This is a genomic window from Streptomyces mirabilis (assembly GCF_018310535.1).
GTDB lineage: Bacteria > Actinomycetota > Actinomycetes > Streptomycetales > Streptomycetaceae > Streptomyces.
Genome location: NZ_CP074102.1, coordinates 3431667 through 3456494 on the forward strand (window position 1 = coordinate 3431667; position 24828 = coordinate 3456494).

Here is a 24828-nt window from a genome sequence, read left to right on the forward strand (position 1 = left end):
GAGTGCACTTCTGCCCGCCCACCGAAGCGGGCGGTACGAAAAGACTCCGAGCGGAATGTCACTCCAGAGGATGACGCGGCTGCGGTGACTGTGGCTGCCTGAGCCCAACACGAGCTCCGGCGCGGCCGGTTGGGCCCGGCCCGGGGACGTGGCTCACAAGCCGCCGCCCCCTCGGCCGTACGGACCCCGGCCACCTCACCCGTGCGCGCCCGCCAAGTGCTTGGCCAGCCGCGGCGAAGCGAACTCCGTACCGCACACGAACCGCATCACCGGCCCGTAGGAAGCCGCCGCCGGCAACCCCGTGAAGTACAGCCCGGGCACCGAGGAGCGGTACCCCGCACCGAGCTTGGGAGTGCCGCGGCTCACCACGAGCGCCGTACGCAACTCGTGTCCCAGGAAGTCCATCGCGGCGATGTCGACGCGATAGCCCGTCGCCGCGATGACATGGTCGGCGGAAACCTCCTCGGTCCGGCCCCCCAGGGTCTGCACGGTCAGGACCGGACGCCCGTCGGAGACGTCGGCGCGAACAATCCCGGAGACCTCGCTGACCTCGACCTTGCCCTCGAAGCGGTCGCGCAGCCACCACGCGCCGAGGGGGCCGAGGACTCGGCGGACCAGGTAGTGCCGGGTCTCAGCGGGCAGATAGCGGTAGGGGTGCGGGTAGTAGCTGAGCGCCCACAGGGACCAGGCGCGTCCGAAGGGCGACTCGGGGCGCAGCTTCGGCTGCTTCCAGGGCGGCGCGCCGAAGGCGACCCTGCCTCGTCCCCGGGACACCACCCGCACCTGCGCGCCCGCCTCCGCCGCGAGCGCCGCCGTCTCCAGCGCGGACTGGCCCGCGCCGACGACGATCAGCTCCTTGCCGGAGAACCGGGTGAGGTCGTGGTGCTGGGAGCTGTGCGAGACGGGGCCGGTGGGTGTGGGGCCGTCCGCCGCCGCGCCGCCGAGTTCGGGCGGCAGATGGGCGAGTCCGTACAGTCCCGTGGCCACGACGACCGCCCGCGCCGTGAACGACTCCCCCGAGTCCAGCTTGAGTTCGAAGCCCTCGCCGCCCCGGCGGTCGACGGACACGACCCGCACCCGCTCCAGCTCGGGCACCAGCTTCTGCTGGAACCACTCCCCGTACGCGATGAACGTCTCGACCGGAATGATGTCCTCGTCCGTGACGAGCCGGCGGATCCCCGCCGCGTCGCAGTAGTCGGCGATCGTGTGGCCGGGCTGTGGGGCGTCGAGGCTGGACGCGACCGGAGTCGACTTGAGAAGCATCCCCTCGGGCATGTGGTCACGCCAGCTCACCATGGGCTCGCCGAACACGCGCACCGGGATACCGCGCGCCCGCAGATGGGCGGCGGTGGACAGGCCGAACGGGCCGGCACCGATGACTGCTACCGGATGAATCACGAAGTCCCTCCCCAGGACGTACTTTCGTCACTTCGTGGTCGTACTGGTGCTGTTGCCACGGCGGTTGGTCCGCCACAGCTGATACAGATGCCTCGCGCCCGGCCGCACGAAGCGCGCGAGCATCGTGAAGAACGGCCGCAGGTCGTCACCCGCGAGCCAGGCCAGCTCCGTACCGCTCGCGCGAGCCGGCGCGTGCGGGGTGGTGTAGCCGCTGCGCCGGTAGGCGAGCAGGGCCGGCAGGTCGATGTTCTCCACGATGTACCGGTGACCGGCCCGCTGTTCACCTTCGGGAACGGTGCGCCCGGTCAGGTTGAGATGCATGGCACGGACGACGTCGATCCCCGACTCGTTCTCGAAGAGCCGGAACTGCGCGCCCATCCGGGGGTTGAAGTCGAGGAGTTTGTATCGCCCGTCGCGCCGGTCGAAGCGCAGGTCGAGGTCGATGACGCCGCTGAAGCCGATCTGTTTGATGAAACGCGCGGCGAGGTCCGCGAGTTCCGGATTGTCGACGACGTACGCGTTCGCCGTCATTCCCGCGTGCGGCGGCCAGGAGCGGACCTTCACGCCCGTGAACATCGCGAGCGGCGTCGAGTCCGCGTCGAAGTACGCGTGCACGATCCAGTCCTCTGCCTCCTCCCTGGGCAGGTACTCCTGGAGGATCACGCCAGGCTGATCACCCCAGTCCCGGGCGAGTGACAGAAGCCCCTCCCGGGTCGCGATCCTCGTCGTCCCGTTCACCGCCGGCTGGCTGCGGCGTACGAACGCCTCCCGGTTCTTGGCGACGATCGGAAACCGGGCGCTCTCGGCGAACGCCACGATCTCCTCGTACGACTGCGGAAAGGCCGCCGCCGGACTGGGGATGCCGTGTTCCACACAGAGTTCGTGCAGGCCCTGCTTGCTGGCGAGGCGCCGGGGCAGTTTGGCGTCCACCCGAGGGAAGAGGAACCGCTCCCCCAGCTCCTCCTGGTGCTCGGCGATCAGGACGGCCGCCTCCTCGTCCGTCGGGACGAGCACCGTCGGCCGCCCGATGCGGGCCCCGATCCGCAGCAGCCCCTCGACGAGACGCTCCGGCTCCTCCGTCCCCGTAGTCGGCCAGACGAAGGCACGGCGCAGATAGCGCGAGGCCGCGGCAGGCGTGTAACGGTCCTCGGTGATCGCATACATCGGTATGCCGAGGCGGCCCAGACTACGGATGGCACCCACACCGCCGTGGTGCAGCGGATAGTCACCAAACTTCACGATCAGGCCCGGAACGTTCCGGTCGGCGTCGACCGGTACTCCGCTGACGCTCCTGGCCACGGGTCCCCCCACGTGTCCCCCCCTACGGACCGGACCCACCCCGTCCGTGTCCCCAAAGGACGCTAAGCCGGAACTACCGCCTCCGACAAGGCCTATTCGGACATTGCGAACTCTTTAGGCACTGCCGAGGCAACTCTTCGAGTACTGCCACTGCGACTCAAGACAGCTCGCGGCGACTCACGGCAACTCTCTGGGCACTGCCACAGCACGTCACTCCCCCGTAACCTGTGCCGCGACCACCCGGAACACGTGAAACACCCACACGTGCACCGCGCGGATCACACGGCCAAGCCAGATCACACGGATCACACAGCGCGCACGACCACGAAAGCGAGGCACCACCCGATGCCCCCCTTCGACGTCCCCGAGGGCGATCCCTTCGGCCCTCACAACCTCCCCTACGGCGTCTTCTCCCGGGCCGGAGCGTCCGAGCGGAGCGTCGGCGTCCGGCTCGGCGACCACGTCCTCGACGCGGGAGCGACCGCCCGGGCACTCGGCTCCCCGTACGCCGAACTGCTCGCGCAGCCCACCCTGAACCCGCTGCTCGCCGCCGGCCACACGGCCTGGTCCGACGTACGCCGCGCACTCACCGCCTGGGTGACGGTCCCGGCCCACCGGGAGACCATCGCGCCCCTCCTGCACCCCCTCTCCGAGGTGACCCTGCACCTCCCCTTCGAGGTCGCGGACTACGTCGACTTCTACGCCTCCGAGAACCACGCCCGGAACGTCGGCCAGATCTTCCGCCCCGACGCCACCGACTCCCTCACCCCCAACTGGAAGCACCTGCCGATCGGTTACCACGGCCGCTCCGGCACGGTCGTGGTGTCGGGCACGGAGGTGGTCCGCCCCTCGGGCCAGCGCAAGGCCCCTTCCGACACCGCCCCCGTCTTCGGCCCCTCCGTCCGGCTGGACATCGAGGCGGAGGTCGGCTTCGTGGTCGGCGCACCCTCGACCAGGGGCACGCCTGTCCCTCTCTCCTCCTTCCGCGACCACGTCTTCGGCCTCTGCCTCCTCAACGACTGGTCGGCGCGCGACATCCAGGCCTGGGAGTACGTCCCTCTCGGCCCCTTCCTCGGCAAGTCCTTCGCCACCTCGGTGTCGGCCTGGATCACCCCGCTCGACGCGCTGGACGACGCACGGGTCGCGCCCCCGGCGCGCACGCACCCCCTCCTCTCCTACCTGGACGACTCCGAGGACGAGCCCGGCGGCTACGACCTCCGTATCTCCGTCGCCGTCAACGGCCACGTCGTCTCCGAACCCCCCTTCTCCACCATGTACTGGACGGCCGCCCAGCAACTGGCCCACATGACGGTCAACGGAGCCTCCCTGCGCACCGGCGACCTGTACGGTTCGGGAACGGTCAGCGGCCCCTCCGAGCACGAGCGCGGCTCCCTCCTGGAACTCACCTGGAACGGCCGCGACACCCTCGACCTCCCCGACGGCAAGCGGGCCTTCCTGGAGGACGGCGACGAGGTCACCCTGACGGCCTGGGCCCCGGGCCCCGGCGGCACGCGGGTGGGGCTGGGCGAGGTGACGGGCCGCATCACCCCGGCACCCGACCCTTCCTGACTCCCGGCCCTGGACGGTCCGGGGGCGCAAACCCCGTCGGGATGCGGGGGCGAAGCCCCGCGGTGGTCCCCCGGGGGAGGGGAGTCCCCACTCTGCGGTAGTCCCCCAGGGAGGGGAGTCCCCCGGGGGCGAAGGGGGATCGAAGGGGCGGCGTCTCTGGGATGGGACGGGTAGAGGCGGCGGGGGCGAAAACCCCTACCCCGCCGGTCCCACGCCCCCACACCCACAGGACACCCCCGCCCCACACCGCGCCCCCACGGGGTGGCAGATCTCCCCTCCTCCCGACCAAAACCGCAGGCCAACCCCCGACCCTCACCATCGGCAGGTGGCGCAACACTCCAGCAACACCACCACCCGCACCCCGTCGGTATGGTCCGTCGCATGCCCACCGAACGCATCCGAGAGCACGCCGGCCCAGGCGCGACCACCGTCGCCGCCCGCCGGCGCCGGCTGCGCGCGGACCGGGCGAGGCAACTCGCCGACCTGCTCCGCCACCAGGTGCTGACCGGCAGCTTCCCGGACGGCACCCTGCCGCACGAAGCCGCCCTCGGCACCGACTACCGCGCCTCGCGCAACACCGTCCGCCAGGCCCTCGACCTGCTCCGCGCGGAAGGCCTGGTGGAACGCCTTCCCGGCGTCGGCACCGTCGTCGTCGCCCAGAAGTACCCGCACGGACTCGACCGGCTGATGGGACTCGCGGAGACCCTGCGCGAACACGGCCAGGTCACCAACGAGATCCGCACGGTCGGCCCCGTGACCGCGCCCACCCCAGTGGCCGACCGCCTTCGTATCGCCCCCGGCGCCGACGTCCTCTACATCGAACGACTCCGCCGCCTCGACGGACTCCCCCTCTCCCTCGACCTCACCTACATCCCGCTCGACCTGGGCACCGCCCTGCTCGGCGCCGACCTGGAGAACACCGATGTCTTCCGCCTCCTGGAAGCCATCTCAGGCCAGCCGCTGGAGCACGCCGAGATCACCCTGGAGGCGGTCAACTCCGACGCACACTCGGCGGCCGTCCTGCAAGCGCCCCGCGGTGCGGCCGTCCTCATGCTGGAGCGGCTCACTCACCTCGCCGACGGCCGCCCCGTGGACCTGGAGTTCATCCGCTTCCGCGGCGACCGCATCACGATGAGCGGCCAGCTCCGCCGCACGCTCTGACGACTCTCTTCACCACGTCACCGTCACCCCCCTTCCTCACCGCGCCCCCTCGCCACCGCGCCCCTCCACCCCTTCATCGTTTCGAAGGGCCCTTCCGGTTCATCCCACGCACGAATTTTCTGGAGACAGCCATGCCCTTGGCGCCCCAGCGGGCCGACGTGCCCGTGACCATCGACGAGTCGAAGTGCATCGACGGCTGCACGCTCTGCGTGGACATGTGCCCGCTGGACTCCCTCGCCATCGACGAGAGCAACGGCAAGGCGTACATGCACGTCGACGAGTGCTGGTACTGCGGCCCCTGCGCGGCCCGCTGCCCCACCGGGGCCGTCACGGTCAACATGCCCTACCTCCTCCGGTGAGAGGACAGAACTCCCATGAAACTCAAGGCATTCGCCGCTCTCGCCACGGCCGCCCTCGTCCTTCCTCTCACCGCCTGCGGCAGCGGCGCCACGAGCGGCGCCGGCTCCACGGTCACCATCACGGTCGGCTACCAGTCCAAGACCATCAACACCGTCACGGCGGGAACCCTGCTTCGTTCCCTCGGCTACTTCGAGAAGGAGCTCAACGCCCTCGGGGACGGCACCACGTACAAGGTGAACTGGCAGGACTACGCGACCGGCGCCCCGATCACCGCCCAGATGACCGCCGGTAAGATCGACATCGGTTCGATGGGCGACTTCCCGCTGCTGATCAACGCGGCCCGCGGCAAACAGCTCGGCCGCCCCACCCGCCTCGTCTCCGTCACCGGCTACAACCTCCGAGGCGGCCTCAACACCATCGTCACGGCGCCGGACTCGAAGCTCGCCACCCTCGACGACCTGCGCGGCAAGAAGGTGTCGACCAGCATCGGTTCGGCGGCCGACGGCACCCTCGTACGAGCCCTGCAGCGCGCCGGAATCGACCCGGACAAGGGCATCCAGAAGCTCAACCAGCAGCCGGCGGTGGGCGCTTCGGCCCTCGCCGCGGGCAGCACCGACGCGCTCTCGCAGTTCGTCGCCTGGCCCGGCCTGCTCGCCTTCCAGGGCAAGGCGAAGGCCCTGTACGACGGCGCCGCACTCGATCTGCCGACCTTCCACGGCGTCACCGCCCGCGAGGACTTCACGAAGAAGCACCCGGCCGCGCTGGAGGCCTACCTCAAGGCCCAGGCGGAGGCGACGACCTACCTGCACGACCACCCACTGGCCGCCGCCCGGAAAGTCGCGAAGGCGACCGATCTGCCCGCCGAGGTCGTCTACCTCTACAACGGCGCTCACGGCATCGCCACCTTCGACCCGGCCCTCAAACCCCAGCTGGCGCCTGGAGTCGTACGGCGTGAAGTTCGAGAAGGACGAGCACGGTGAGTACGCGGTCCGCCAGGTGCATCGCTCCGGCTCGTACGTGCTGCCGATGCCCGAGGGCAAGGACGTCAAGAAGGTCCTCTACCGGCAGTTGCGGCGCCGCGAGATGCGCGAGCGCATCCGGATCGAGAACCGGGTGATGCCGGTACGGGTCCTCACGGCGGAGGGGCGTGCGGTGGGTGCCGCGGGCTTCAACACCCGCACGGGGCGGTTCGTCTCCGTACGTGCCGGGGCGGTGATCCTCGCGACCGGCGCCTGCGGCCGCCTCGGTCTGCCCGCCTCCGGCTACCTCTACGGCACATACGAGAACCCCACCAACGCCGGTGACGGCTACGCCATGGCCTACCACGCCGGCGCCGAACTCACCGGCATCGAGTGCTTCCAGATCAACCCGCTGATCAAGGACTACAACGGTCCCGCCTGCGCCTACGTCGCCAACCCCTTCGGCGGCTACCAGGTCAATCGGCACGGCGAACGCTTCGTCGACTCCGACTACTGGTCGGGCCAGATGATGGCCGAGTTCGCCGCCGAGATCGCCTCGGACCGGGGCCCGGTGTACCTCAAACTCAGCCACCTCCCCGAGGAGTCGATCAGCGCCCTCGAGTCCATTCTGCACACAACCGAACGCCCCACGCGCGGTACCTTCCACGCCGGTCGCGGCCACGACTACCGCACCCATGACATCGAGATGCACATCTCCGAGATCGGCCTGTGCGGCGGCCACTCCGCTTCGGGCGTACGGGTCGACGACCACGCCCGTACGACCGTGCCCCGCCTGTACGCCGCCGGGGATCTGGCCTGTGTCCCCCACAACTACATGATCGGCGCGTTCGTCTTCGGCGACCTCGCGGGAGCGGACGCCGCCCAGTACAAGCCCTACGAGGGCGAGTTGCCGCAGGACCAGCTGCGCGACGCGCACGAACTGGTCTACCACCCGTTGCACCACCCGGACGGGCCCCCGCAGGCCCAGGTCGAGTACAAACTCCGCCGCTTCGTGAACGACTACGTGGCACCGCCGAAGTCCGGCGCCCGGCTCTCCCTCGCCCTGGAGGCGTTCGAGCGGATGCGCACGGACATCGCGGAGATGGGTGCCCGTACTCCGCACGAGCTGATGCGGTGTGCCGAGGTCACGTTCATCCGCGACTGCGCGGAGATGGCGGCCCGCGCCTCCCTGGCCCGCACGGAGTCCCGCTGGGGCCTGTACCACGACCGCACGGACCATCCCACGCGCGACGACGACTCCTGGTTCCACCACCTCGACCTGCACAAGTCCCCCTCCGGCTCCATGGAGTTCACGGCCCGTCCCGTGGCCCCCTATCTCGTCCCGGTTCTCGACTTCGCCCCGACGGGCGGCCCCTCCCGACACCTCGGCGAGGTCCAGCCGGAGGCGGTCGCCACGGCTGGGGCACGGGACGCCGCGCCGGTGGCCTCGGCGCCCCCTTCCGTCACGTTCCCCGTCACCGATCCCGACGGCAGGGGACTCGACCACACCGGCGGCGGCACCTCGCCCCGCCTCCTCGCACTCCTCACCCTCACGGAACAGGAGCCCGAACTCAGCGCGCTGCTGCCCTATTTGGACGACCCGTCCCCCGCTGTCCGACGCTCGGCCGTCGGCGTCCTCACCGAGACCGTGCCGCCCGGCACCGGTCCCGCCCTCGCCGCCGCGCTCCGGGACCCGCACGGCGACGTCCGGGCCACCGCCGCGGCCTCGCTGCGCGAGCTGGTGGAGACCCTGCCGGCCGAGCCGGACCTGCGCGAGGGCCTCGCCGCCGCCCTGACCGAGGACGATCGCGTCGTACGCGCCGCCGCCCTGGACGTCCTGCGCGCGCTGCGCCTGGGCGACGCGCAACTGTTCGCGAACGCCCTCGCCGATCCCGAAACCGCCGTCCGCGTCGAGGCCGTGCGCGCCCTGGTCTCCGTCGACGCCACGGAGCCCCTGAGCCGGGCAGCGGCCGACCCCTCCCGCGAGGTCCGCGTCACGGTGGCCAAGGCCCTCGCCAACGTGACCCCGGGAAAGCTCGTCGAGGACACCCTCGACCGGCTCACTACCGACCCGGACGCCCTGGCCCGGGCAGCGGCCTTCGCGACGCTGGCCGTCACCGGCTGCCCTGCGTTCCTGGCCGCGCGTGCCGTCGCCGCTCAGGCCGACCCCGCCTGGCAGGTGCGCTCCGGCGCCGCGACCGCGCTGTCCGCCGCGGAGGCCGGGGTCGCCGTCCCGGCGCTCACCCGAGCTCTGGAAGACCCGAACGCCGACGTCCGCAAGGCGGCGGTCCTGGCCCTCGTACGGCACTCCGCGATCGACGAGGGCGCCCGCGTGGCCCTGGCCACGGCCACGGCAGACTCCGACGCGGACGTCAGGGCGTACGCGTCACGGGCCCTTTGACCACAGCGTCGGGCAGAGGGCCGGGGCGCCGCCCTATATCCAGTCCTCCGGCTCGGGTTCCGCGTCCATCTCGGGCCAGTCCGGGTCCGGTGCCTCGCCGGCCGCGGGAACCGGTGCTGCTCCGGGGGCGCCGCCGCCCAGGGAGACGAGCACTCCGACCACGCCCTCTCCGTACGTCGCGAGCTTCTTCTCGCCCACCCCGCTGATGCCGCCGAGGCCTTCGACCGAGGTGGGCCACACCGTGGCGATCTCCCGGAGCGTGGCGTCGTGGAAGATGACGTACGCCGGGACGCCCTGTTCCTTGGCCTGTTCGGCGCGCCAGGAGCGCAGGGCCTCGAAGGCGGGGACGAGCTCCTCGGGCAGGTCGGCCGCAGGGGCCTTGGCCTTGCGCTCGCCGCGCGAGGACGAGCGGGAGACGGTCGGCTTCGGCGGCTCCTTGCGGAGCGGCACCTCGCGCTCGCGCCGCAGCACCGTCCCGCTCTCCTCGGTCAGCACCAGCGTCCCGTACTCGCCCTCGACCGCGAGCAGGCCTTGCGCCAGCAACTGCCTCACCACGCCGCGCCATTCGGACTCGGCGAGGTCCTCACCGATGCCGAACACGGACAGCTGGTCGTGATCGAACTGGATCACCTTGGCGGTGCGCCGCCCCAGCAGGATGTCGATGATCTGGCCGGCGCCGAACTTCTGTCCACGCTCGCGCTGCAGCCGTACCACCGTGGACAGCAGCTTCTGTGCCACGACCGTGCCGTCCGAGGTCTCGGGCGGTGCGAGGCACGTGTCGCAGTTGCCGCATGCCGGGGTGTGCGGGTCCTGGCCGAAGTAGGCGAGGAGCTGGGAGCGCCGGCACTGGACCGTCTCGCACAGGGCCAGCATCGAGTCCAGGTGGGCGGCGGCCCGGCGGCGAAACGCCTCGTCGCCCTCGGAGCCCTGGATCATTTTGCGCTGCTGGACGACGTCCTGAAGCCCGTACGCCATCCATGCGGTGGACGGCAGTCCGTCACGGCCCGCGCGTCCCGTCTCCTGGTAGTAGCCCTCGACCGACTTGGGCAGGTCGAGGTGGGCGACGAACCGCACGTCCGGCTTGTCGATACCCATGCCGAAGGCGATGGTGGCGACCACGACCAGGCCCTCTTCGCGCAGGAAGCGCGACTGGTGGGTGGCGCGGGTGCCCGCGTCCAGACCCGCGTGGTACGGCACCGCCTCGACGCCGTTGCGGGAGAGGAACTCGGCCGTCTTCTCGACCGAGTTGCGCGAGAGGCAGTACACGATGCCCGCGTCGCCCGCGTGCTCATCGCGCAAAAAGGACAGCAGCTGCTTCTTGGGGTCGGCCTTCGGGACGATCCGGTACTGGATGTTGGGACGGTCGAAGCTCGCCTCGAAGTGACGGGCGGTCGGCATGGCCAGGCGCTGGGTGATCTCCTTGTGCGTCGCGCGGGTGGCCGTGGCCGTCAGCGCGATACGCGGGACGTCCGGCCAGCGCTCGCCGAGCAGTGAGAGCGCCAGATAGTCGGGGCGGAAGTCGTGGCCCCACTGGGCCACGCAGTGCGCCTCGTCGATCGCGAAGACGGAGATCTTCCCGCGTGACAGCAGGTCCAGCGTGGTCTCCAGGCGCAGCCGCTCCGGGGCCAGGTAGAGCACGTCGAGCTCCCCTGACAGGAACTCGGCCTCCACCACGCGCCGCTCGTCGAAGTCCTGCGTGGAGTTCATGAACCCGGCGCGCACGCCCAGCGCGCGCAGCGCGTCCACCTGATCCTGCATCAGCGCGATGAGGGGCGAGACCACGACTCCCGTACCTGGTCTGACCAGGGCCGGAATCTGGTAGCAGAGCGACTTGCCGCCACCCGTCGGCATCAGGACGACAGCGTCACCGCCCGACACCACGTGCTCGATGATCGCTTCCTGCTCGCCGCGGAAGGCGTCGTACCCGAAGACCCGGTGGAGCGTGGCCAGTGCCTCGCTCTCTCCCAGCATCCCCGTCGCGTCCGCTTCGGTCATCACACCCGTCCCGCCCATCGTCCTGTCCCCCGTACGTCGCGCCTCGACCACTGCGTCCACGATAGGGGTCCGCGCCGACAGCCCGAGAGTTATCCACAGGCTGCGACCGATCGGCTTCCCTACGCACTCGCGTCCCCCCGGTCTCACTCCCTTTCACGGCGCGCCCTGCGCGCTTTCAATCCGGTGGCCCCACTCGCATGGCGACGCCTCTCCAGCCGGGAACATGCTGCTCGGCCGGGAGGAGTAGGCCCGCGATCGACGGGCCGGCACCGCCACGTACGCCTCTCACGCCTCTAGGAGCCCCCGCATGTCCCAGCGTCCCCTCAGGACCGCCCTCGCTCTCGCGACGGCGGCCGTCGCCTCCGTCTCGCTGGCCGCCGTCCCCGCTCACACCGCGACCGCGAAGTACCTCGACGAGTCAGTGGCCATCGCCGACGGATACGTCACTACGGCTCGGTCGACCCGGCGAAACCCGCGTCTCTCCTCTGCGAAGACGGGAAGCACGGGAAGCGCAAGCTCGTCGGGGTGGAGTGGATCGTTCCGGACGCCGACCGGAAGCTGAAGACGAGCGACGACAGACCCTCGATGTTCGGAGGGCGGAAGTTCGACGGGCCGATGCCCGGCCACTACGCGACCATGCCGATCCACTACGACCTGCATGTCTGGCTCTGGAAGCACTACCGCAACGGCGTCCGGGCCAGGCGGCTCAGACAGGGCACGCGATGCGCTGATCACAGCTCGGGCCCCGCTCCGTCACGAGGAGGGAGCGGGGCCCGGCCCATGCGTGGTTCAGCGGACGAAGACTCCCGCCTGGCTCGCCAGGTTCAGGAAGTACTGCGGCGCCACACCGAGCACAAGCGTGACCGCCACGCCGAACCCGATCGCCGTCATGGTCAGCGGCGAGGGCACGGCGACCGTCGGTCCCTCCGGCCGGGGCTCGCTGAAGAACATGAGCACGATCACGCGGATGTAGAAGAACGCCGCGATCGCCGACGAGATCACACCGACCACGACCAGCGGGCCCGCGCCGCCCTCCGCCGCCGCCTTGAAGACGGCGAACTTCCCGGCGAAGCCGGAGGTCAGCGGGATGCCCGCGAACGCCAGCAGGAAGACCGCGAAGACTGCCGCCACCAGCGGGGAGCGGCGTCCGAGGCCCGCCCACTTGGACAGGTGCGTGGCCTCGCCGCCCGCGTCCCGGACCAGGGTCACGACCGCGAAGGCCCCGATCGTCACGAACGAGTACGCGCCCAGGTAGAAGAGGACCGACGAGACGCCGTCCGGCGAGGTCGCGATGACGCCCGCGAGGATGAATCCGGCGTGCGCGATGGACGAGTACGCAAGGAGCCGCTTGATGTCGGTCTGGGTGATCGCGACGATCGCACCGCCCAGCATGGTGACGATCGCGACGGCCCACATGACCGGCCGCCAGTCCCAGCGCAGGCCCGGCAGGACGACGTACAGCAGCCGCAGCAGCGCCCCGAAGGCGGCCACCTTCGTCGCCGCGGCCATGAAGCCGGTGACCGGTGTCGGCGCGCCCTGGTAGACGTCGGGCGTCCACATGTGGAACGGCACCGCGCCGACCTTGAAGAGCAGGCCCATGACGACCATCGCGGCGCCGATGAGCAGCAGCACGTCGTTGCCCATGGTGCCGGCGAGCGCCAGGTCGACGCTCGGGATCGTGCCGTCCACGACCTGCGCGATCGTCGCGTACGACACGGAGCCCGCGTAGCCGTAGAGCAGGGCGATGCCAAAAAGGGTGAACGCGGAGGCGAAGGCGCCGAGCAGGAAGTACTTGACCGCGGCCTCCTGCGACATGAGCCGCTTGCGGCGGGCCACGGCGCACAGCAGGTAGAGGGGCAGAGAGAAGACTTCCAACGCGATGAACAGCGTCAGCAGGTCGTTGGCCGACGGGAAGACCAACATGCCGCCGATCGCGAAGAGCAGCAGCGGGAACACCTCGGTGGTGGTGAACCCGGCCTTCACCGCGGCCTTCTCGCTGTCGCTGCCGGGCACAGAGGCGGCCTGCGCGGCGAACGAGTCGACGCGGTTGCCGTGCGCCTCCGGGTCGAGCCGTCGCTCGGCGAAGGTGAAGACACCGAGGATGCCCGCCAGCAGGATCGTGCCCTGCAGGAACAGGGACGGTCCGTCGACGGCGATCGCGCCCATGGCCGCGATATGCGCCTTCGTGGTGCCGTATCCGCCCGCCGCCAGTGCGATCACCGCGGCGAAGGCGGCGGCGAGCGCGACGACGGACAGGAAGACCTGCGTGTAGTAACGGAACTTGCGCGGCACGAAGGCCTCGACGAGCACTCCTACGAGCGCCGCCCCGATCACGATCAGGGTGGGCGACAATTGCCCGTATTCGATCTTCGGCGCGTTGATCTTGGAGATCGGTTCGGCCGCGGTTGTCCACAGGCTGTGGACGGCTGCTGCGCTCACTTGGCCGCCTCCACCTCGGGCTTGGGGTCCGTCTTATGGACGTCGGACATGGTCTGCTGGACCGCCGGGTTGACGATGTCGGTGACCGGCTTCGGATAGACGCCCAGGAAGATCAGCAGGGCGATCAGCGGGGCGACCACCAGGAGCTCACGCACCCTGAGGTCGGGCATCTCGGCGACCTCCGCCTTCACCGGGCCCGTCATCGTCCGCTGATAGAGGACGAGCGTGTAGAGCGCGGCGAGGACGATGCCGAAGGTGGCGACGATGCCGACGGCCGGGTAGCGCTCGAACGCGCCCACCAGGACCAGGAATTCACTCACGAAGGGCGCGAGCCCGGGGAGCGAGAGGGTCGCGAGGCCGCCGATCAGGAAGGTGCCCGCGAGCACCGGGGCGACTTTCTGCACCCCTCCGTAGTCGGCGATCAGACGCGAGCCGCGCCGCGAGATCAGGAAGCCCGCCACCAGCATCAGGGCGGCGGTCGAGATCCCGTGGTTGACCATGTAGAGCGTCGCGCCCGACTGGCCCTGGCTGGTCATCGCGAAGATGCCCAGGATGATGAACCCGAAGTGCGAGATCGACGCGTACGCCACCAGCCGCTTGATGTCCCGCTGGCCGACCGCGAGCAGCGCCCCGTAGATGATGCTGATGAGGGCGAGGACGAGGATGACCGGCGTCGCCCACTTGCTCGCCTCCGGGAAGAGCTGGAGGCAGAAGCGGAGCATCGCGAAGGTGCCGACCTTGTCGACCACCGCCGTGATCAGTACCGCGACCGGGGCCGTGGCCTCTCCCATGGCGTTGGGCAGCCAGGTGTGCAGCGGCCACAGGGGCGCCTTCACCGCGAACGCGAAGAAGAAGCCGAGGAACAGCCACCGCTCCGTGCTGGTCGCCATGTGCAGCGAGCCGTTGGCGCGGGCCTGCACGATCTCCTGGAGCGAGAAGTTTCCGGCCACTACGTAGAGGCCGATGACGGCGGCCAGCATGATCAGGCCGCCGACCAGGTTGTAGAGGAGGAACTTCACCGCGGCGTACGAGCGTTGGGTCGCCGCCGCGCCGTCCCCGTGCTCGTGGGCACGGTCCCCGAAGCCGCCGATGAGGAAGTACATCGGGATCAGCATGGCTTCGAAGAAGATGTAGAAGAGGAAGACGTCGGTGGCCTCGAAGGAGATGATCACCATCGCCTCGACGGCCAGGATCAGGGCGAAGAAGCCCTGGGTCGGCCGCCAGCGCCTGTTTCCTGTCTCCTGCGGGTCGGCGTCGTGCCAGCCCGCCAGGATCACGAACGGGATCAGCAGCGCGGTCAGCGCGACGAGCGCCACCCCGATGCCGTCCACGCCCAGCTCGTACCGCACTCCGAAGTCCTTGATCCAGGCATGGGATTCGGTGAGCTGGTAGCGGTCGCCGCCGGGGTCGAAGCGTACGAGCACGATCGCGGCCAGGACGAGCGTGGCGAGCGAGACGAGCAGCGCCAGCCACTTGGCGGCGACGCGTTGCGCGGCCGGCACGGCGGCCGTGGCGATCGCCCCGATCGCCGGGAGCGCCGCCGTCGCTGTCAGCAGAGGAAAGGACATCGGTATCAGACCGCCCTCATCAGCAGGGTCGCGGCGACGAGGATCGCCACACCGCCGAACATCGAGACCGCGTAACTGCGCGCATAGCCGTTCTGCAACTTGCGCAGCCGCCCGGAGAGGCCACCCATGGAGGCCGCGGTGCCGTTGACAACCCCGTCGACCAGGGTGTGGTCGACGTACACCAGGGAGCGTGTGAGGTGCTCCCCGCCGCGTACCAGCACGACGTGGTTGAAGTCGTCCTGGAGCAGGTCGCGCCGGGCGGCCCGGGTGAGCAGGGAACCGCGCGGGGCGACGACCGGGACGGGGCTGCGCCCGTACTGGGCGTACGCAATTCCGGCGCCGACGACGAGCAGCACCATGGTGGCCAGCGTGACGGTGAGGGCGCTGACGGGCGAGTTGCCCTCCGAGTGCCCGGTGACCGGCTCAAGCCAGTTGAGGAAGCGGTCGCCGATGCTGAAGAAACCGCCCGCGAAGACCGATCCGAAGGCCAGCACGATCATGGGGATCGTCATGGACCGCGGGGACTCGTGCGGGTGCGGCTCATGGCCTTCGGCGTCCGGCTGCCAGCGCTTCTCCCCGAAGAAGGTCATGATCATCACGCGGGTCATGTAGTACGCCGTGATGGCCGCGCCCAGCAGGGCCGCGCCGCCGAGGATCCAGCCCTCGGTGCCGCCCTTCGCGAAGGCCGCCTCGATGATCTTGTCCTTGGAGAAGAAGCCGGACAGACCCGGGAAGCCGATGATGGCGAGATAGCCGAGGCCGAAGGTGACGAAGGTGATAGGCATGTACGTGCGGAGGCCGCCGTACTTGCGCATGTCGACCTCGTCGTTCATGCCGTGCATGACCGAGCCGGCGCCGAGGAACAGTCCGGCCTTGAAGAAGCCGTGCGTCACCAGGTGCATGATCGCGAAGACGTAGCCGATGGGGCCGAGGCCCGCGGCCAGCACCATGTAGCCGATCTGCGACATCGTCGATCCGGCGAGCGCCTTCTTGATGTCGTCCTTCGCGCAACCGACGATCGCACCGAACAGGAGCGTGACGGCGCCGACCACGGTGACGACGAGCTGGGCGTCGGGCGCGGCGTTGAAGATCGCGGCGGAGCGGACGATCAGGTAGACACCCGCGGTCACCATGGTCGCGGCGTGGATGAGGGCCGAGACCGGGGTCGGGCCCTCCATCGCGTCTCCGAGCCAGGACTGCAGCGGCACCTGGGCGGACTTGCCGCAGGCGGCGAGCAGCAGCATCAGGGCGACGGCGGTGAGCTTGCCCTCGGTCGCGCCACCGACGAGCCCCGGGTGCCCCTCGGTACCGAGCACCGGCCCGAAGGCGAAGGACCCGAAGGTGGTGAACATCAGCATGATGGCGATCGACAGGCCCATGTCGCCGACGCGGTTGACCAGGAAGGCCTTCTTCGCGGCGGTGGCGGCGCTGGGCTTGTGCTGCCAGAAGCCGATCAGCAGGTACGAGGCGAGGCCGACGCCCTCCCAGCCGACGTACAGCAGCAGGTAGTTGTCGGCGAGGACGAGCAGCAGCATCGCCGCGAGGAACAGGTTCAGGTAGCCGAAGAAGCGGCGGCGCCGCTCGTCGTGCTCCATGTACCCGATCGAGTACAGGTGGATCAGTGAGCCGACGCCGGTGATCAGCAGGACGAACGTCATCGACAGCTGGTCGAGCTGGAAGGAGACGTCCGCCTGGAAGCCCTCGACGGGGACCCAGCTGAACAGGTACTGGCTCATGGCCCGGTGGTCCGCGCTCTTGCCCAGCATGTCGGCGAAAAGGACCGCGCCGATCACGAAGGACGCGGCCGCGAGCGCCGTGCCGATCCAGTGGCCGACGGCATCGAGCCGCCGGCCGCCGCACAGCAGTACGGCCGCTCCGAGCAGAGGCGCCGCTACCAGCAGCGCAATCAGGTTCTCCACGATTCAGCGACCCCTTACAGCTTCATCAGGCTGGCGTCGTCGACCGAGGCCGAGTGGCGGGAACGGAAGAGCGACACGATGATCGCGAGTCCGACCACGACCTCCGCGGCGGCGACGACCATCGTGAAGAAGGCGATGATCTGGCCGTCGAGATTGCCGTGCAGGCGGGAGAAGACCACGAACGCGAGGTTGCAGGCGTTGAGCATGAGCTCGACGCACATGAACACCACGATCGCGTTGCGTCTGATCAGCACGCCGGTGGCGCCGATCGTGAACAACAGGGCGGCAAGATAGAGGTAGTTGACCGGGTTCACTTGGACGCCTCCTCCGTCTTCGTGCGCTCCAGGCGTTCTTCGGCTCGCTGCTCCAGCGCCTTCAGATCGCTCAGCGCCTCGGTGGACACGTCACGGATCTGGCCGCGGTCCCGCAGCGTCTTGCTGACGGTCAGCTCGGACGGGGTGCCGTCCGGGAGGAGGCCAGCGATGTCCACCGCGTTGTGCCGGGCGTAGACACCGGGGGCCGGCAGCGGCGGTACGTGCTTGCCTTCCCGTACGCGCTGCTCGGACAGCTCGCGCTGGGTCTTGGCGCGCTCGGTGCGCTCGCGGTGCGTGAGCACCATGGCGCCGACGGCGGCAGTGATGAGCAGGGCGCCGGTGATTTCGAAGGCGAACACGTACTTCGTGAAGATGAGGGCGGCGAGGCCCTCCACGTTCCCGTTGGCGTTGGCCTTGCTCAGGCCGTTGAAGTCCTTCAGGGACGCGTTGCCGATGCCCGCGATCAGCAGGACGCCGAAGCCGAGTCCGCACACCAGGGCCAGCCAGCGCTGACCCTTGATGGTCTCTTTCAGGGAGTCCGCCGCGGTGACACCGACGAGCATGACCACGAAGAGGAACAGCATCATGATCGCGCCGGTGTAGACGACGATCTGCACGACACCCAGGAAGTAGGCGCCGTTGGCGAGGTAGAACACCGCCAGGACGATCATGGTGCCGGCGAGACAGAGCGCGCTGTGCACGGCCTTCTTCATGAAGACGGTGCACAGGGCGCCGATCACGGCGACCGTGCCGAGGACCCAGAACTGGAAGGCCTCTCCGGTGGAGGTGGAGTAGGCGGCGAGCTGCGCGCTCATGCCCCCACCCCCTCTTCCGTGGGCTTCTCGCCCTTGGAGACGGCGACTTGGCGCTCAGTGCCCGGCGCCGCCTCGGTCACCAGGCCCTGGTAGTAGTCCTGCTCGTCCGTGCCGGGGAAGATCGAGTGCGGTGTGTCGACCATGCCCTCATCGAGCCCGGCGAGCAGCTGCTCCTTGGTGTAGATGAGGTTGGCCCGGCTGGAGTCGGCGAGCTCGAACTCGTTCGTCATCGTGAGCGCGCGGGTGGGGCACGCCTCGATACACAGGCCGCACAGGATGCAGCGGGCGTAGTTGATCTGGTAGACGCGGCCGTACCGCTCGCCCGGCGAGTAGCGCTCCTCGTCGGTGTTGTCCGCGCCCTCCACATAGATGGCGTCCGCGGGGCAGGCCCAGGCGCACAGCTCGCAGCCGACGCACTTCTCCAGACCGTCCGGGTGGCGGTTGAGCTGGTGCCGGCCGTGGAACCGCGGGGCGGTGGTCTTCTGCTGCTCCGGGTACTGCTCCGTCAGGCGCTTCTTGAACATGGCCTTGAAGGTCACGCCGAAGCCGGCGACGGGGTTCTGGAAACCGGGCTTGGTCTCCTTCGGCTCCTCAGCCATCGGACCCCTCCTTTCCGTCACGAGTTCCGCCATTCGATCCGTCACTCGCAGTATCGGACCCGCCACTGACAATCAACTCGCGCTCGCGGCGTGGACGGCGCCGCGGCACGGGTGGCAGCTCCTGTCCCGGCAGTGGCGGCACCGGGAATCCACCGGCCATCGGGTCGAAGGCGGCGGGCTCGGCAGGCGCTTCCTGGGCACCCTGCTTGTCGCGGAAGATGTCCGCGGCGAACGAGAGCAGCAGCAGGACGAGGACACCGCCGCCGACGTACAGGGCGATGTCGGCGAAGTCGTAGTTCTCGTTCCTGAGGGTCCGTACGGTCGCGACGAGCATCAGCCAGACCACGGAGACCGGGATGAGGACCTTCCAGCCGAGCTTCATCAGCTGGTCGTAGCGGACGCGCGGCAACGTGCCGCGCAGCCAGATGAAGAAGAACAGCAGCAGCTGCACCTTCACCACGAACCAGAGCATCGGCCACCAGCCGTGGTTGGCACCCTCCCAGAAGGTGCTGATGGGCCACGGGGCCCGCCAGCCGCCCAGGAAGAGCGTGGTCGACACGGCCGAGACCGTCACCATGTTCACGTACTCGGCGAGCATGAACAGCGCGAACTTGATGGAGGAGTACTCGGTGTTGAAACCGCCGACGAGGTCGCCCTCGGACTCCGGCATGTCGAAGGGGGCGCGGTTGGTCTCGCCCACCATCGTGATGATGTAGATCAGGAACGAGACCGGCAGCAGGATGATGTACCAGCGGTCGTGCTGCTGTTCGACGATCGTCGAGGTCGACATCGACCCGGAGTAGAGGAACACCGAGGCGAAAGCGGCGCCCATGGCGATCTCGTAAGAGATCATCTGCGCGCAGGACCGCAGACCGCCCAGCAGCGGGTAGGTGGATCCAGAACTCCAACCCGCCAGCACGATCCCGTAGATGCCCACCGAGGCGACCGCGAGGATGTAGAGCATCGCGATCGGCAGGTCCGTGAGCTGCATCGTGGTGCGATGGCCGAAGATCGAGATCTCGTTGTCGGCGGGTCCGAAGGGGATCACCGCGATCGCCATGAAGGCCGGGATGGCCGCGACGATCGGCGCGAGGACGTAGACCACCTTGTCCGCGCGTTTGACGATGACGTCTTCCTTGAGCATCAGTTTGACGCCGTCGGCGAGCGACTGGAGCATGCCCCAGGGGCCGTGCCGGTTGGGTCCGATGCGCAGCTGCATCCAGGCGACGACCTTGCGCTCCCACACGATGGAGAAGAGAACGGTCACCATCAGGAAGGCGAAGCAGAAGACCGCCTTGACGACGACCAGCCACCAGGGGTCGCGGCCGAACATGGAGAGGTCTTCAGCGGCGAGGTACGGCGTCATGCCTCCACCTCCTTGGGGGCCTCGGTGGCGAGCGTCGCCGGGCCGATGCGGACGAGTGCGCCGGGCAGCGCCCCCGTGTCGGAGGCGACGCCCCCTCCGGTGGAGTTCAGCGGGAGCCAGACCACGCGGTCGGGCATCTCGGTGATCTGCAGCGGGAGTTCGACGGTTCCGGCGCTACTGGTGACCGCGAGGAGGTCGCCCTCCTTGACGCCCGCCTCGGCGGCCGTGGCGGCCGACACACGCGCGCGTGCAGCATGCCGGGTCCCGGCGAGCGCGTCATCGCCTTCCTGGAGGCGTCCCTGGTCGAGCAGCAGCCGGTGGCCCGCGAGCACGGCCTCCCCCGCGGCGGGACGCGGCAGCGATGCCGCGATCTCCACGGGCCCGGTGGCCCGCAGGCCACCCCAGGGACCGAGCCGGTCCAGCTCCCCGCGCGTGGTGCGCAGATCCGGCAGACCCAGGTGTACGTCCATGGCGTCGGCGAGCATCTGCAGGACGCGCGCATCGGTGGGCGCCAGGCGGCGGGTCATCTGGTCGGGCTTGAGCGCGGCCTCGAAGAAGCGCACCCTGCCTTCCCAGTTCAGGAAGGTGCCCGCCTTCTCGGCGACCGCGGCCACCGGGAGGACGACATCCGCGTGCTCGGTGACCTCGCCGGGCCGCAGTTCGAGCGACACCAGGAAGCCGACTTCGGAAAGGGCCGCACGCGCGCGTGCCGGGTCGGGAAGGTCGGCGACCTCCACGCCCGCCACCACCAGGGCTCGCAGCTCCCCGCCGACGGCGGCCTCGACGATCTGACCGGTGTCGCGCCCGTAGCGGTGCGGGAGCTCGGAGACGCCCCAGGCTGCCGCGACCTCCTCCCGCGCGCGCGGGTCGGTGGCCGGACGCCCGCCCGGCAGCAGCGACGGCAGCGCACCCGCCTCGATCGCGCCGCGCTCCCCGGCCCGGCGCGGGAGCCACACCAGTGTGGCGCCGGTCGCGGACGCGGCCCGTACGGCGGCGGTGAGCCCGCCCGCCACGCCCGCGAGCCGCTCGCCGACGACGATCACCGCGCCCTCGGTGTGCAGCGCCTCGGAGGCCTTGGCACCGTCGCCCTCCAGACCGACGCCGCTCGCGAGGGCGTCCAGCCACTCGGTCTCGGTGCCGGGCGCGGCGGGCAGCAGCGTGCCGCCCGCCTTGTCCAGGCCGCGTGTCGCGTACGTGGCGAGCGAGAAGGTCTTCTGTCCGTGTCCGCGCCAGGCCTTGCGCAGCCGCAGGAAGACTCCGGGCGCCTCCTCCTCGGCCTCGAAGCCGACGAGCAGGACGGCGGGCGCCTTCTCCAAGGTGGTGTAGGTGAGGCCCGTACCGTCGAGGTCCCGTCCGTGTCCGGCGACCCGGGAGGCCAGGAAGTCGGCCTCCTCGGCGCTGTGCACACGCGCGCGGAAGTCGATGTCGTTCGTGTCGAGGGCCACGCGCGCGAACTTGCTGTAGGCGTAGGCGTCCTCGATGGTGAGGCGGCCACCGGTCAGGACGCCGGTCCGGCCGCGTGCCGCCGACAGGCCCCGAGCCGCCGCTTCCAGGGCCTCGGGCCAGGAAGCAGGCTCCAGTTCACCCGACTCACCCCTTACCAGGGGTGTGTCGAGCCGGTCCCGCTGCTGCGCGTACCGGAACCCGAACCGTCCCTTGTCGCAGAGCCACTCCTCGTTGACCTCGGGGTCGGGGGAGGCCAGGCGCCGCATGACCTTGCCGCGCCGGTGGTCGGTGCGGGTCGCGCAGCCGCCCGCGCAGTGCTCGCACACCGAGTGCGAGGAGACGAGGTCGAACGGACGCGAGCGGAAGCGATACGCCGCCGAGGTCAGCGCGCCCACCGGGCAGATCTGGATGGTGTTCCCGGAGAAGTACGACTCGAACGGGTCGCCCTCGCCGGTGCCGACCTGCTGGAGCGCGCCCCGCTCGATCAGCTCGATCATCGGGTCGCCCGCGATCTGGTTGGAGAAACGGGTGCAGCGGGCGCACAGCACGCACCGCTCGCGGTCGAGCAGCACCTGCGTGGAGATCGGGACCGGCTTCTCGTAGGTCCGCTTCTTGCCCTCGAAGCGGGATTCGGCGTTGCCGTGCGACATCGCCTGGTTCTGCAGCGGGCACTCGCCGCCCTTGTCGCAGACCGGGCAGTCCAGCGGGTGGTTGATGAGCAGCAGCTCCATCACACCGTGCTGGGCCTTTTCGGCGGCGGGCGAAGTGAGGTGAGTCTTCACCACCATTCCGTCCGTACACGTGATCGTGCAGGACGCCATGGGCTTGCGCTGGCCCTCGACCTCGACGATGCACTGGCGGCAGGCGCCGGCCGGGTCGAGCAGCGGATGGTCGCAGAATCGGGGGATCTCGATGCCGAGCTGTTCGGCGGCCCGGATGACCAGGGTGCCCTTGGGCACGCTGATCTCGGCTCCGTCGATCGTCAGCGAGACGAGGTCCTCCGGCGGAACCGCCGCCTCTCCCCCTCCCGAGGGAGCGCTGGTGGTCACCGTCATGCGTTCACCTCCGTGCGGTCGGCCCAAGCGGTGGACTTGGCCGGATCAAAGGGGCAGCCGCGGCCCGTGATGTGCTCCTCGTACTCCTCGCGGAAGTACTTGAGCGAGGAGAAGATCGGCGAGGCGGCGCCGTCGCCGAGGGCGCAGAACGACTTGCCGTTGATGTTGTCGGCGATGTCGTTGAGCTTGTCGAGGTCCGACATGACGCCCTTGCCGGCCTCGATGTCGCGCAGCAACTGCACGAGCCAGTAGGTCCCTTCGCGGCAGGGTGTGCACTTGCCGCAGGACTCGTGGGCGTAGAACTCGGTCCACCGGGTGACCGCCCGCACGACGCAGGTCGTCTCGTCGAAGCACTGGAGTGCTTTTGTGCCGAGCATGGAACCCGCGGCACCCACTCCTTCGTAATCAAGAGGGACGTCGAGGTGCTCGTCGGTGAACATCGGGGTCGAGGAGCCGCCCGGCGTCCAGAACTTCAACCGGTGGCCGGGGCGCATCCCGCCGCTCATCTCGAGGAGTTGACGGAGTGTGATGCCGAGCGGAGCTTCGTACTGGCCCGGGCTGGCGACATGGCCGCTGAGCGAGTAGAGCGTGAAGCCCGGGGACTTCTCGCTGCCCATCGACCTGAACCATTCCTTGCCTTTTCGGAGAATGGCGGGAACTGACGCGATCGACTCGACGTTATTCACCACAGTCGGGCACGCATAGAGGCCCGCGACGGCTGGGAAGGGGGGACGGAGCCGCGGTTGACCACGGCGGCCTTCGAGCGAGTCGAGCAGTGCGGTCTCCTCACCGCAGATGTACGCGCCCGCGCCCGCGTGCACGGTGAGCTTGAGGTCGAGTCCGCTGCCCAGGATGTTCTCGCCGAGGTAGCCCGCCGCGTAGGCCTCTCGAACGGCCTCGTGCAACCGCCGCAATACGGGGACGACTTCACCGCGGAGATAGATGAACGCATGCGAAGACCGGATGGCATAACACGCGATCACAATGCCCTCGATGAGGCTGTGCGGGTTCGCGAAGAGGAGCGGGATGTCCTTGCAGGTTCCCGGCTCCGATTCGTCGGCGTTGACAACTAGATAGTGAGGTTTGCCATCGCCCTGAGGAATGAACTGCCACTTCATTCCGGTGGGGAATCCCGCGCCGCCCCGGCCGCGCAGACCGGAGTCCTTGACGTACGCGATCAGGTCGTCCGGTGACATGGCCAGCGCCTTGCGCAGCCCCTCGTACCCCTCGTGCCTCCGGTAGACGTCCAGCGTCCAGGACTTCTCCTCGTCCCAGAAGGCCGACAGCACGGGTGCGAGCAGCTTCTCCGGGCTGGTCTCGTCGATCTCGGGTGCCAACGTCATCACTCCCCCTCCTCGGCTGCGGGACCCGCCGGGTGTGACGGATCAGAGGCCGATGTGTCCTGCGGCGCGTCGTGCGAGCTCAGGTGCTCGGCCGGCGGCTGATCCTGCGGTGCCCCGCCGCCTCGTGGGTGGACCACGCGCGCGTGGACGCTCTCCCCCTTGGCCAGGCGGAGACCGATCAGTGAGGCGGGGCCCGCGCTGCCGCCCGCCTCCACGGCTCCCTCACGCTCGTCCGGGAAGCCCGCCAGGATCCGCGCGGTGTCCTTGAAGCTGCACAAGGGGGCGCCGCGGGTGGGCGCGACCTGTGCTCCCGTGCGCAGGTCGTCGACGAGGCGCTTCGCGGAGGCCACGGTCTGGTTGTCGAAGAACTCCCAGTTGACCATCACGACCGGTGCGAAGTCGCAGGCCGCGTTGCACTCGATGTGCTCCAGCGTGACCTTGCCGTCGTCGGTGGTCTCGCCGTTGCCGACGCCCAGGTGGTCCTGCAGGGCCTCGAAGATCGCGTCGCCGCCCATGACCGCGCACAGGGTGTTGGTGCACACACCCACCTGGTAGTCACCGCTCGGCTTGCGCCGGTACATCGAGTAGAAGGTCGCGACGGCGGTGACCTCGGCCGTGGTCAGGTTCAGTACGTCGGCGCAGAACCGCTGCCCCGTGCGCGTGACGTGGCCCTCCTCCGACTGCACGAGATGCAGCAACGGAAGGAGCGCCGAACGGGAGTCCGGGTAGCGGGCGACGATCTCGCGCGCGTCCGCTTCGAGCCGGGCTCGAACGTCGTCCGGATAGTCGGGCGCGGGCAGTTGGGGCATGCCCAGGCTGACG

General features: G+C 69.6%; 18 protein-coding genes and 1 pseudogene. 6 read left to right on the top strand and 13 right to left on the bottom strand.

Annotated features, from left to right (window positions below):
- Window positions 1-195: 195 nt before the first annotated feature.
- Together SMIR_RS15095 and SMIR_RS15100 are read right to left on the bottom strand one after the other, a co-directional pair.
- Entirely contained in the window at window positions 196-1398 is a 1203-nt protein-coding gene (locus SMIR_RS15095) for an FAD-dependent oxidoreductase (RefSeq protein WP_168494521.1), read from the bottom strand.
- Window positions 1399-1425: 27 nt separating this feature from the next.
- The gene (locus SMIR_RS15100) at window positions 1426-2697 is read right to left on the bottom strand and encodes a carboxylate--amine ligase (protein WP_212727113.1); all 1272 of its coding nucleotides are present in this window, start codon (window positions 2695-2697) and stop codon (window positions 1426-1428) included.
- A 345-nt stretch (window positions 2698-3042) separates the two neighbouring features.
- On the opposite strand from SMIR_RS15100, the gene fahA reads away from it, so the two are divergent.
- From fahA to SMIR_RS15125, 5 genes and pseudogenes are all read left to right on the top strand, one after another.
- On the top strand, window positions 3043-4266 hold the full coding sequence (fahA, locus tag SMIR_RS15105) for a fumarylacetoacetase (protein ID WP_212727114.1): 1224 nt from the start codon (window positions 3043-3045) through the stop codon (window positions 4264-4266).
- A 381-nt stretch (window positions 4267-4647) separates the two neighbouring features.
- Window positions 4648-5427 carry a GntR family transcriptional regulator gene (locus tag SMIR_RS15110; RefSeq protein WP_211118780.1) on the top strand — a complete coding sequence of 260 codons (780 nt, stop codon included), beginning with the start codon at window positions 4648-4650 and terminating at the stop codon, window positions 5425-5427.
- A gap of 131 nt (window positions 5428-5558) precedes the next feature.
- The gene (locus SMIR_RS15115) at window positions 5559-5786 is read left to right on the top strand and encodes a 4Fe-4S dicluster domain-containing protein (RefSeq protein ID WP_010986276.1); all 228 of its coding nucleotides are present in this window, start codon (window positions 5559-5561) and stop codon (window positions 5784-5786) included.
- 15 nt (window positions 5787-5801) lie between these two features.
- Window positions 5802-6719, top strand: a pseudogene (locus tag SMIR_RS15120) (ABC transporter substrate-binding protein); the annotation flags it as partial.
- Window positions 6720-6738: 19 nt separating this feature from the next.
- Entirely contained in the window at window positions 6739-9147 is a 2409-nt protein-coding gene (locus SMIR_RS15125) for a fumarate reductase/succinate dehydrogenase flavoprotein subunit (RefSeq protein ID WP_249938428.1), read from the top strand.
- A 33-nt stretch (window positions 9148-9180) separates the two neighbouring features.
- On the opposite strand, the gene recQ is transcribed toward SMIR_RS15125, so the two are convergent.
- The gene (recQ, locus tag SMIR_RS15130; protein WP_212728364.1) at window positions 9181-11160 is read right to left on the bottom strand and encodes a DNA helicase RecQ; all 1980 of its coding nucleotides are present in this window, start codon (window positions 11158-11160) and stop codon (window positions 9181-9183) included.
- 289 nt (window positions 11161-11449) lie between these two features.
- On the opposite strand from recQ, the gene SMIR_RS15135 reads away from it, so the two are divergent.
- Complete coding sequence (locus SMIR_RS15135) at window positions 11450-11704, top strand: hypothetical protein (protein ID WP_168494513.1); 255 nt, start codon at window positions 11450-11452, stop codon at window positions 11702-11704.
- A gap of 227 nt (window positions 11705-11931) precedes the next feature.
- Here SMIR_RS15135 and nuoN read toward each other — a convergent pair whose 3' ends face one another.
- The 10 genes from nuoN to nuoE are packed head-to-tail and all read right to left on the bottom strand — an operon-like array spanning window position 11932 to window position 24815.
- Window positions 11932-13581 carry an NADH-quinone oxidoreductase subunit NuoN gene (gene nuoN / locus SMIR_RS15140; RefSeq protein WP_212727115.1) on the bottom strand — a complete coding sequence of 550 codons (1650 nt, stop codon included), beginning with the start codon at window positions 13579-13581 and terminating at the stop codon, window positions 11932-11934.
- Window positions 13578-15149 carry an NADH-quinone oxidoreductase subunit M gene (locus SMIR_RS15145; protein ID WP_212727116.1) on the bottom strand — a complete coding sequence of 524 codons (1572 nt, stop codon included), beginning with the start codon at window positions 15147-15149 and terminating at the stop codon, window positions 13578-13580. Before SMIR_RS15145 ends, nuoN begins: the two co-directional genes overlap by 4 nt.
- Before the next feature lie 5 nt (window positions 15150-15154).
- Complete coding sequence (gene nuoL, locus SMIR_RS15150; RefSeq protein ID WP_212727117.1) at window positions 15155-17068, bottom strand: NADH-quinone oxidoreductase subunit L; 1914 nt, start codon at window positions 17066-17068, stop codon at window positions 15155-15157.
- Between the two features lie 14 nt (window positions 17069-17082).
- Window positions 17083-17382, bottom strand: coding sequence for an NADH-quinone oxidoreductase subunit NuoK (gene nuoK / locus SMIR_RS15155; RefSeq protein ID WP_095853175.1), 300 nt, complete (start codon window positions 17380-17382; stop codon window positions 17083-17085).
- Window positions 17379-18197: an NADH-quinone oxidoreductase subunit J gene (locus SMIR_RS15160; RefSeq protein WP_168494509.1), complete on the bottom strand. Its 819-nt coding sequence runs from the start codon at window positions 18195-18197 to the stop codon at window positions 17379-17381. Before SMIR_RS15160 ends, nuoK begins: the two co-directional genes overlap by 4 nt.
- The gene (gene nuoI, locus SMIR_RS15165; RefSeq protein WP_168494507.1) at window positions 18194-18796 is read right to left on the bottom strand and encodes an NADH-quinone oxidoreductase subunit NuoI; all 603 of its coding nucleotides are present in this window, start codon (window positions 18794-18796) and stop codon (window positions 18194-18196) included. The genes SMIR_RS15160 and nuoI overlap by 4 nt, the downstream gene beginning before the upstream one ends.
- Window positions 18789-20162 (bottom strand): NADH-quinone oxidoreductase subunit NuoH, encoded by a 1374-nt coding sequence (gene nuoH / locus SMIR_RS15170; RefSeq protein ID WP_101400042.1) that lies wholly within the window; start codon window positions 20160-20162, stop codon window positions 18789-18791. The genes nuoI and nuoH overlap by 8 nt, the downstream gene beginning before the upstream one ends.
- Window positions 20159-22663: an NADH-quinone oxidoreductase subunit G gene (locus SMIR_RS15175; RefSeq protein WP_212727118.1), complete on the bottom strand. Its 2505-nt coding sequence runs from the start codon at window positions 22661-22663 to the stop codon at window positions 20159-20161. Before SMIR_RS15175 ends, nuoH begins: the two co-directional genes overlap by 4 nt.
- Window positions 22660-24009, bottom strand: a complete 1350-nt coding sequence (gene nuoF / locus SMIR_RS15180) for an NADH-quinone oxidoreductase subunit NuoF (RefSeq protein WP_211118779.1) — start codon at window positions 24007-24009, stop codon at window positions 22660-22662. Before nuoF ends, SMIR_RS15175 begins: the two co-directional genes overlap by 4 nt.
- Window positions 24006-24815, bottom strand: coding sequence for an NADH-quinone oxidoreductase subunit NuoE (gene nuoE / locus SMIR_RS15185; protein ID WP_101403667.1), 810 nt, complete (start codon window positions 24813-24815; stop codon window positions 24006-24008). Before nuoE ends, nuoF begins: the two co-directional genes overlap by 4 nt.
- Window positions 24816-24828: the final 13 nt, after the last annotated feature.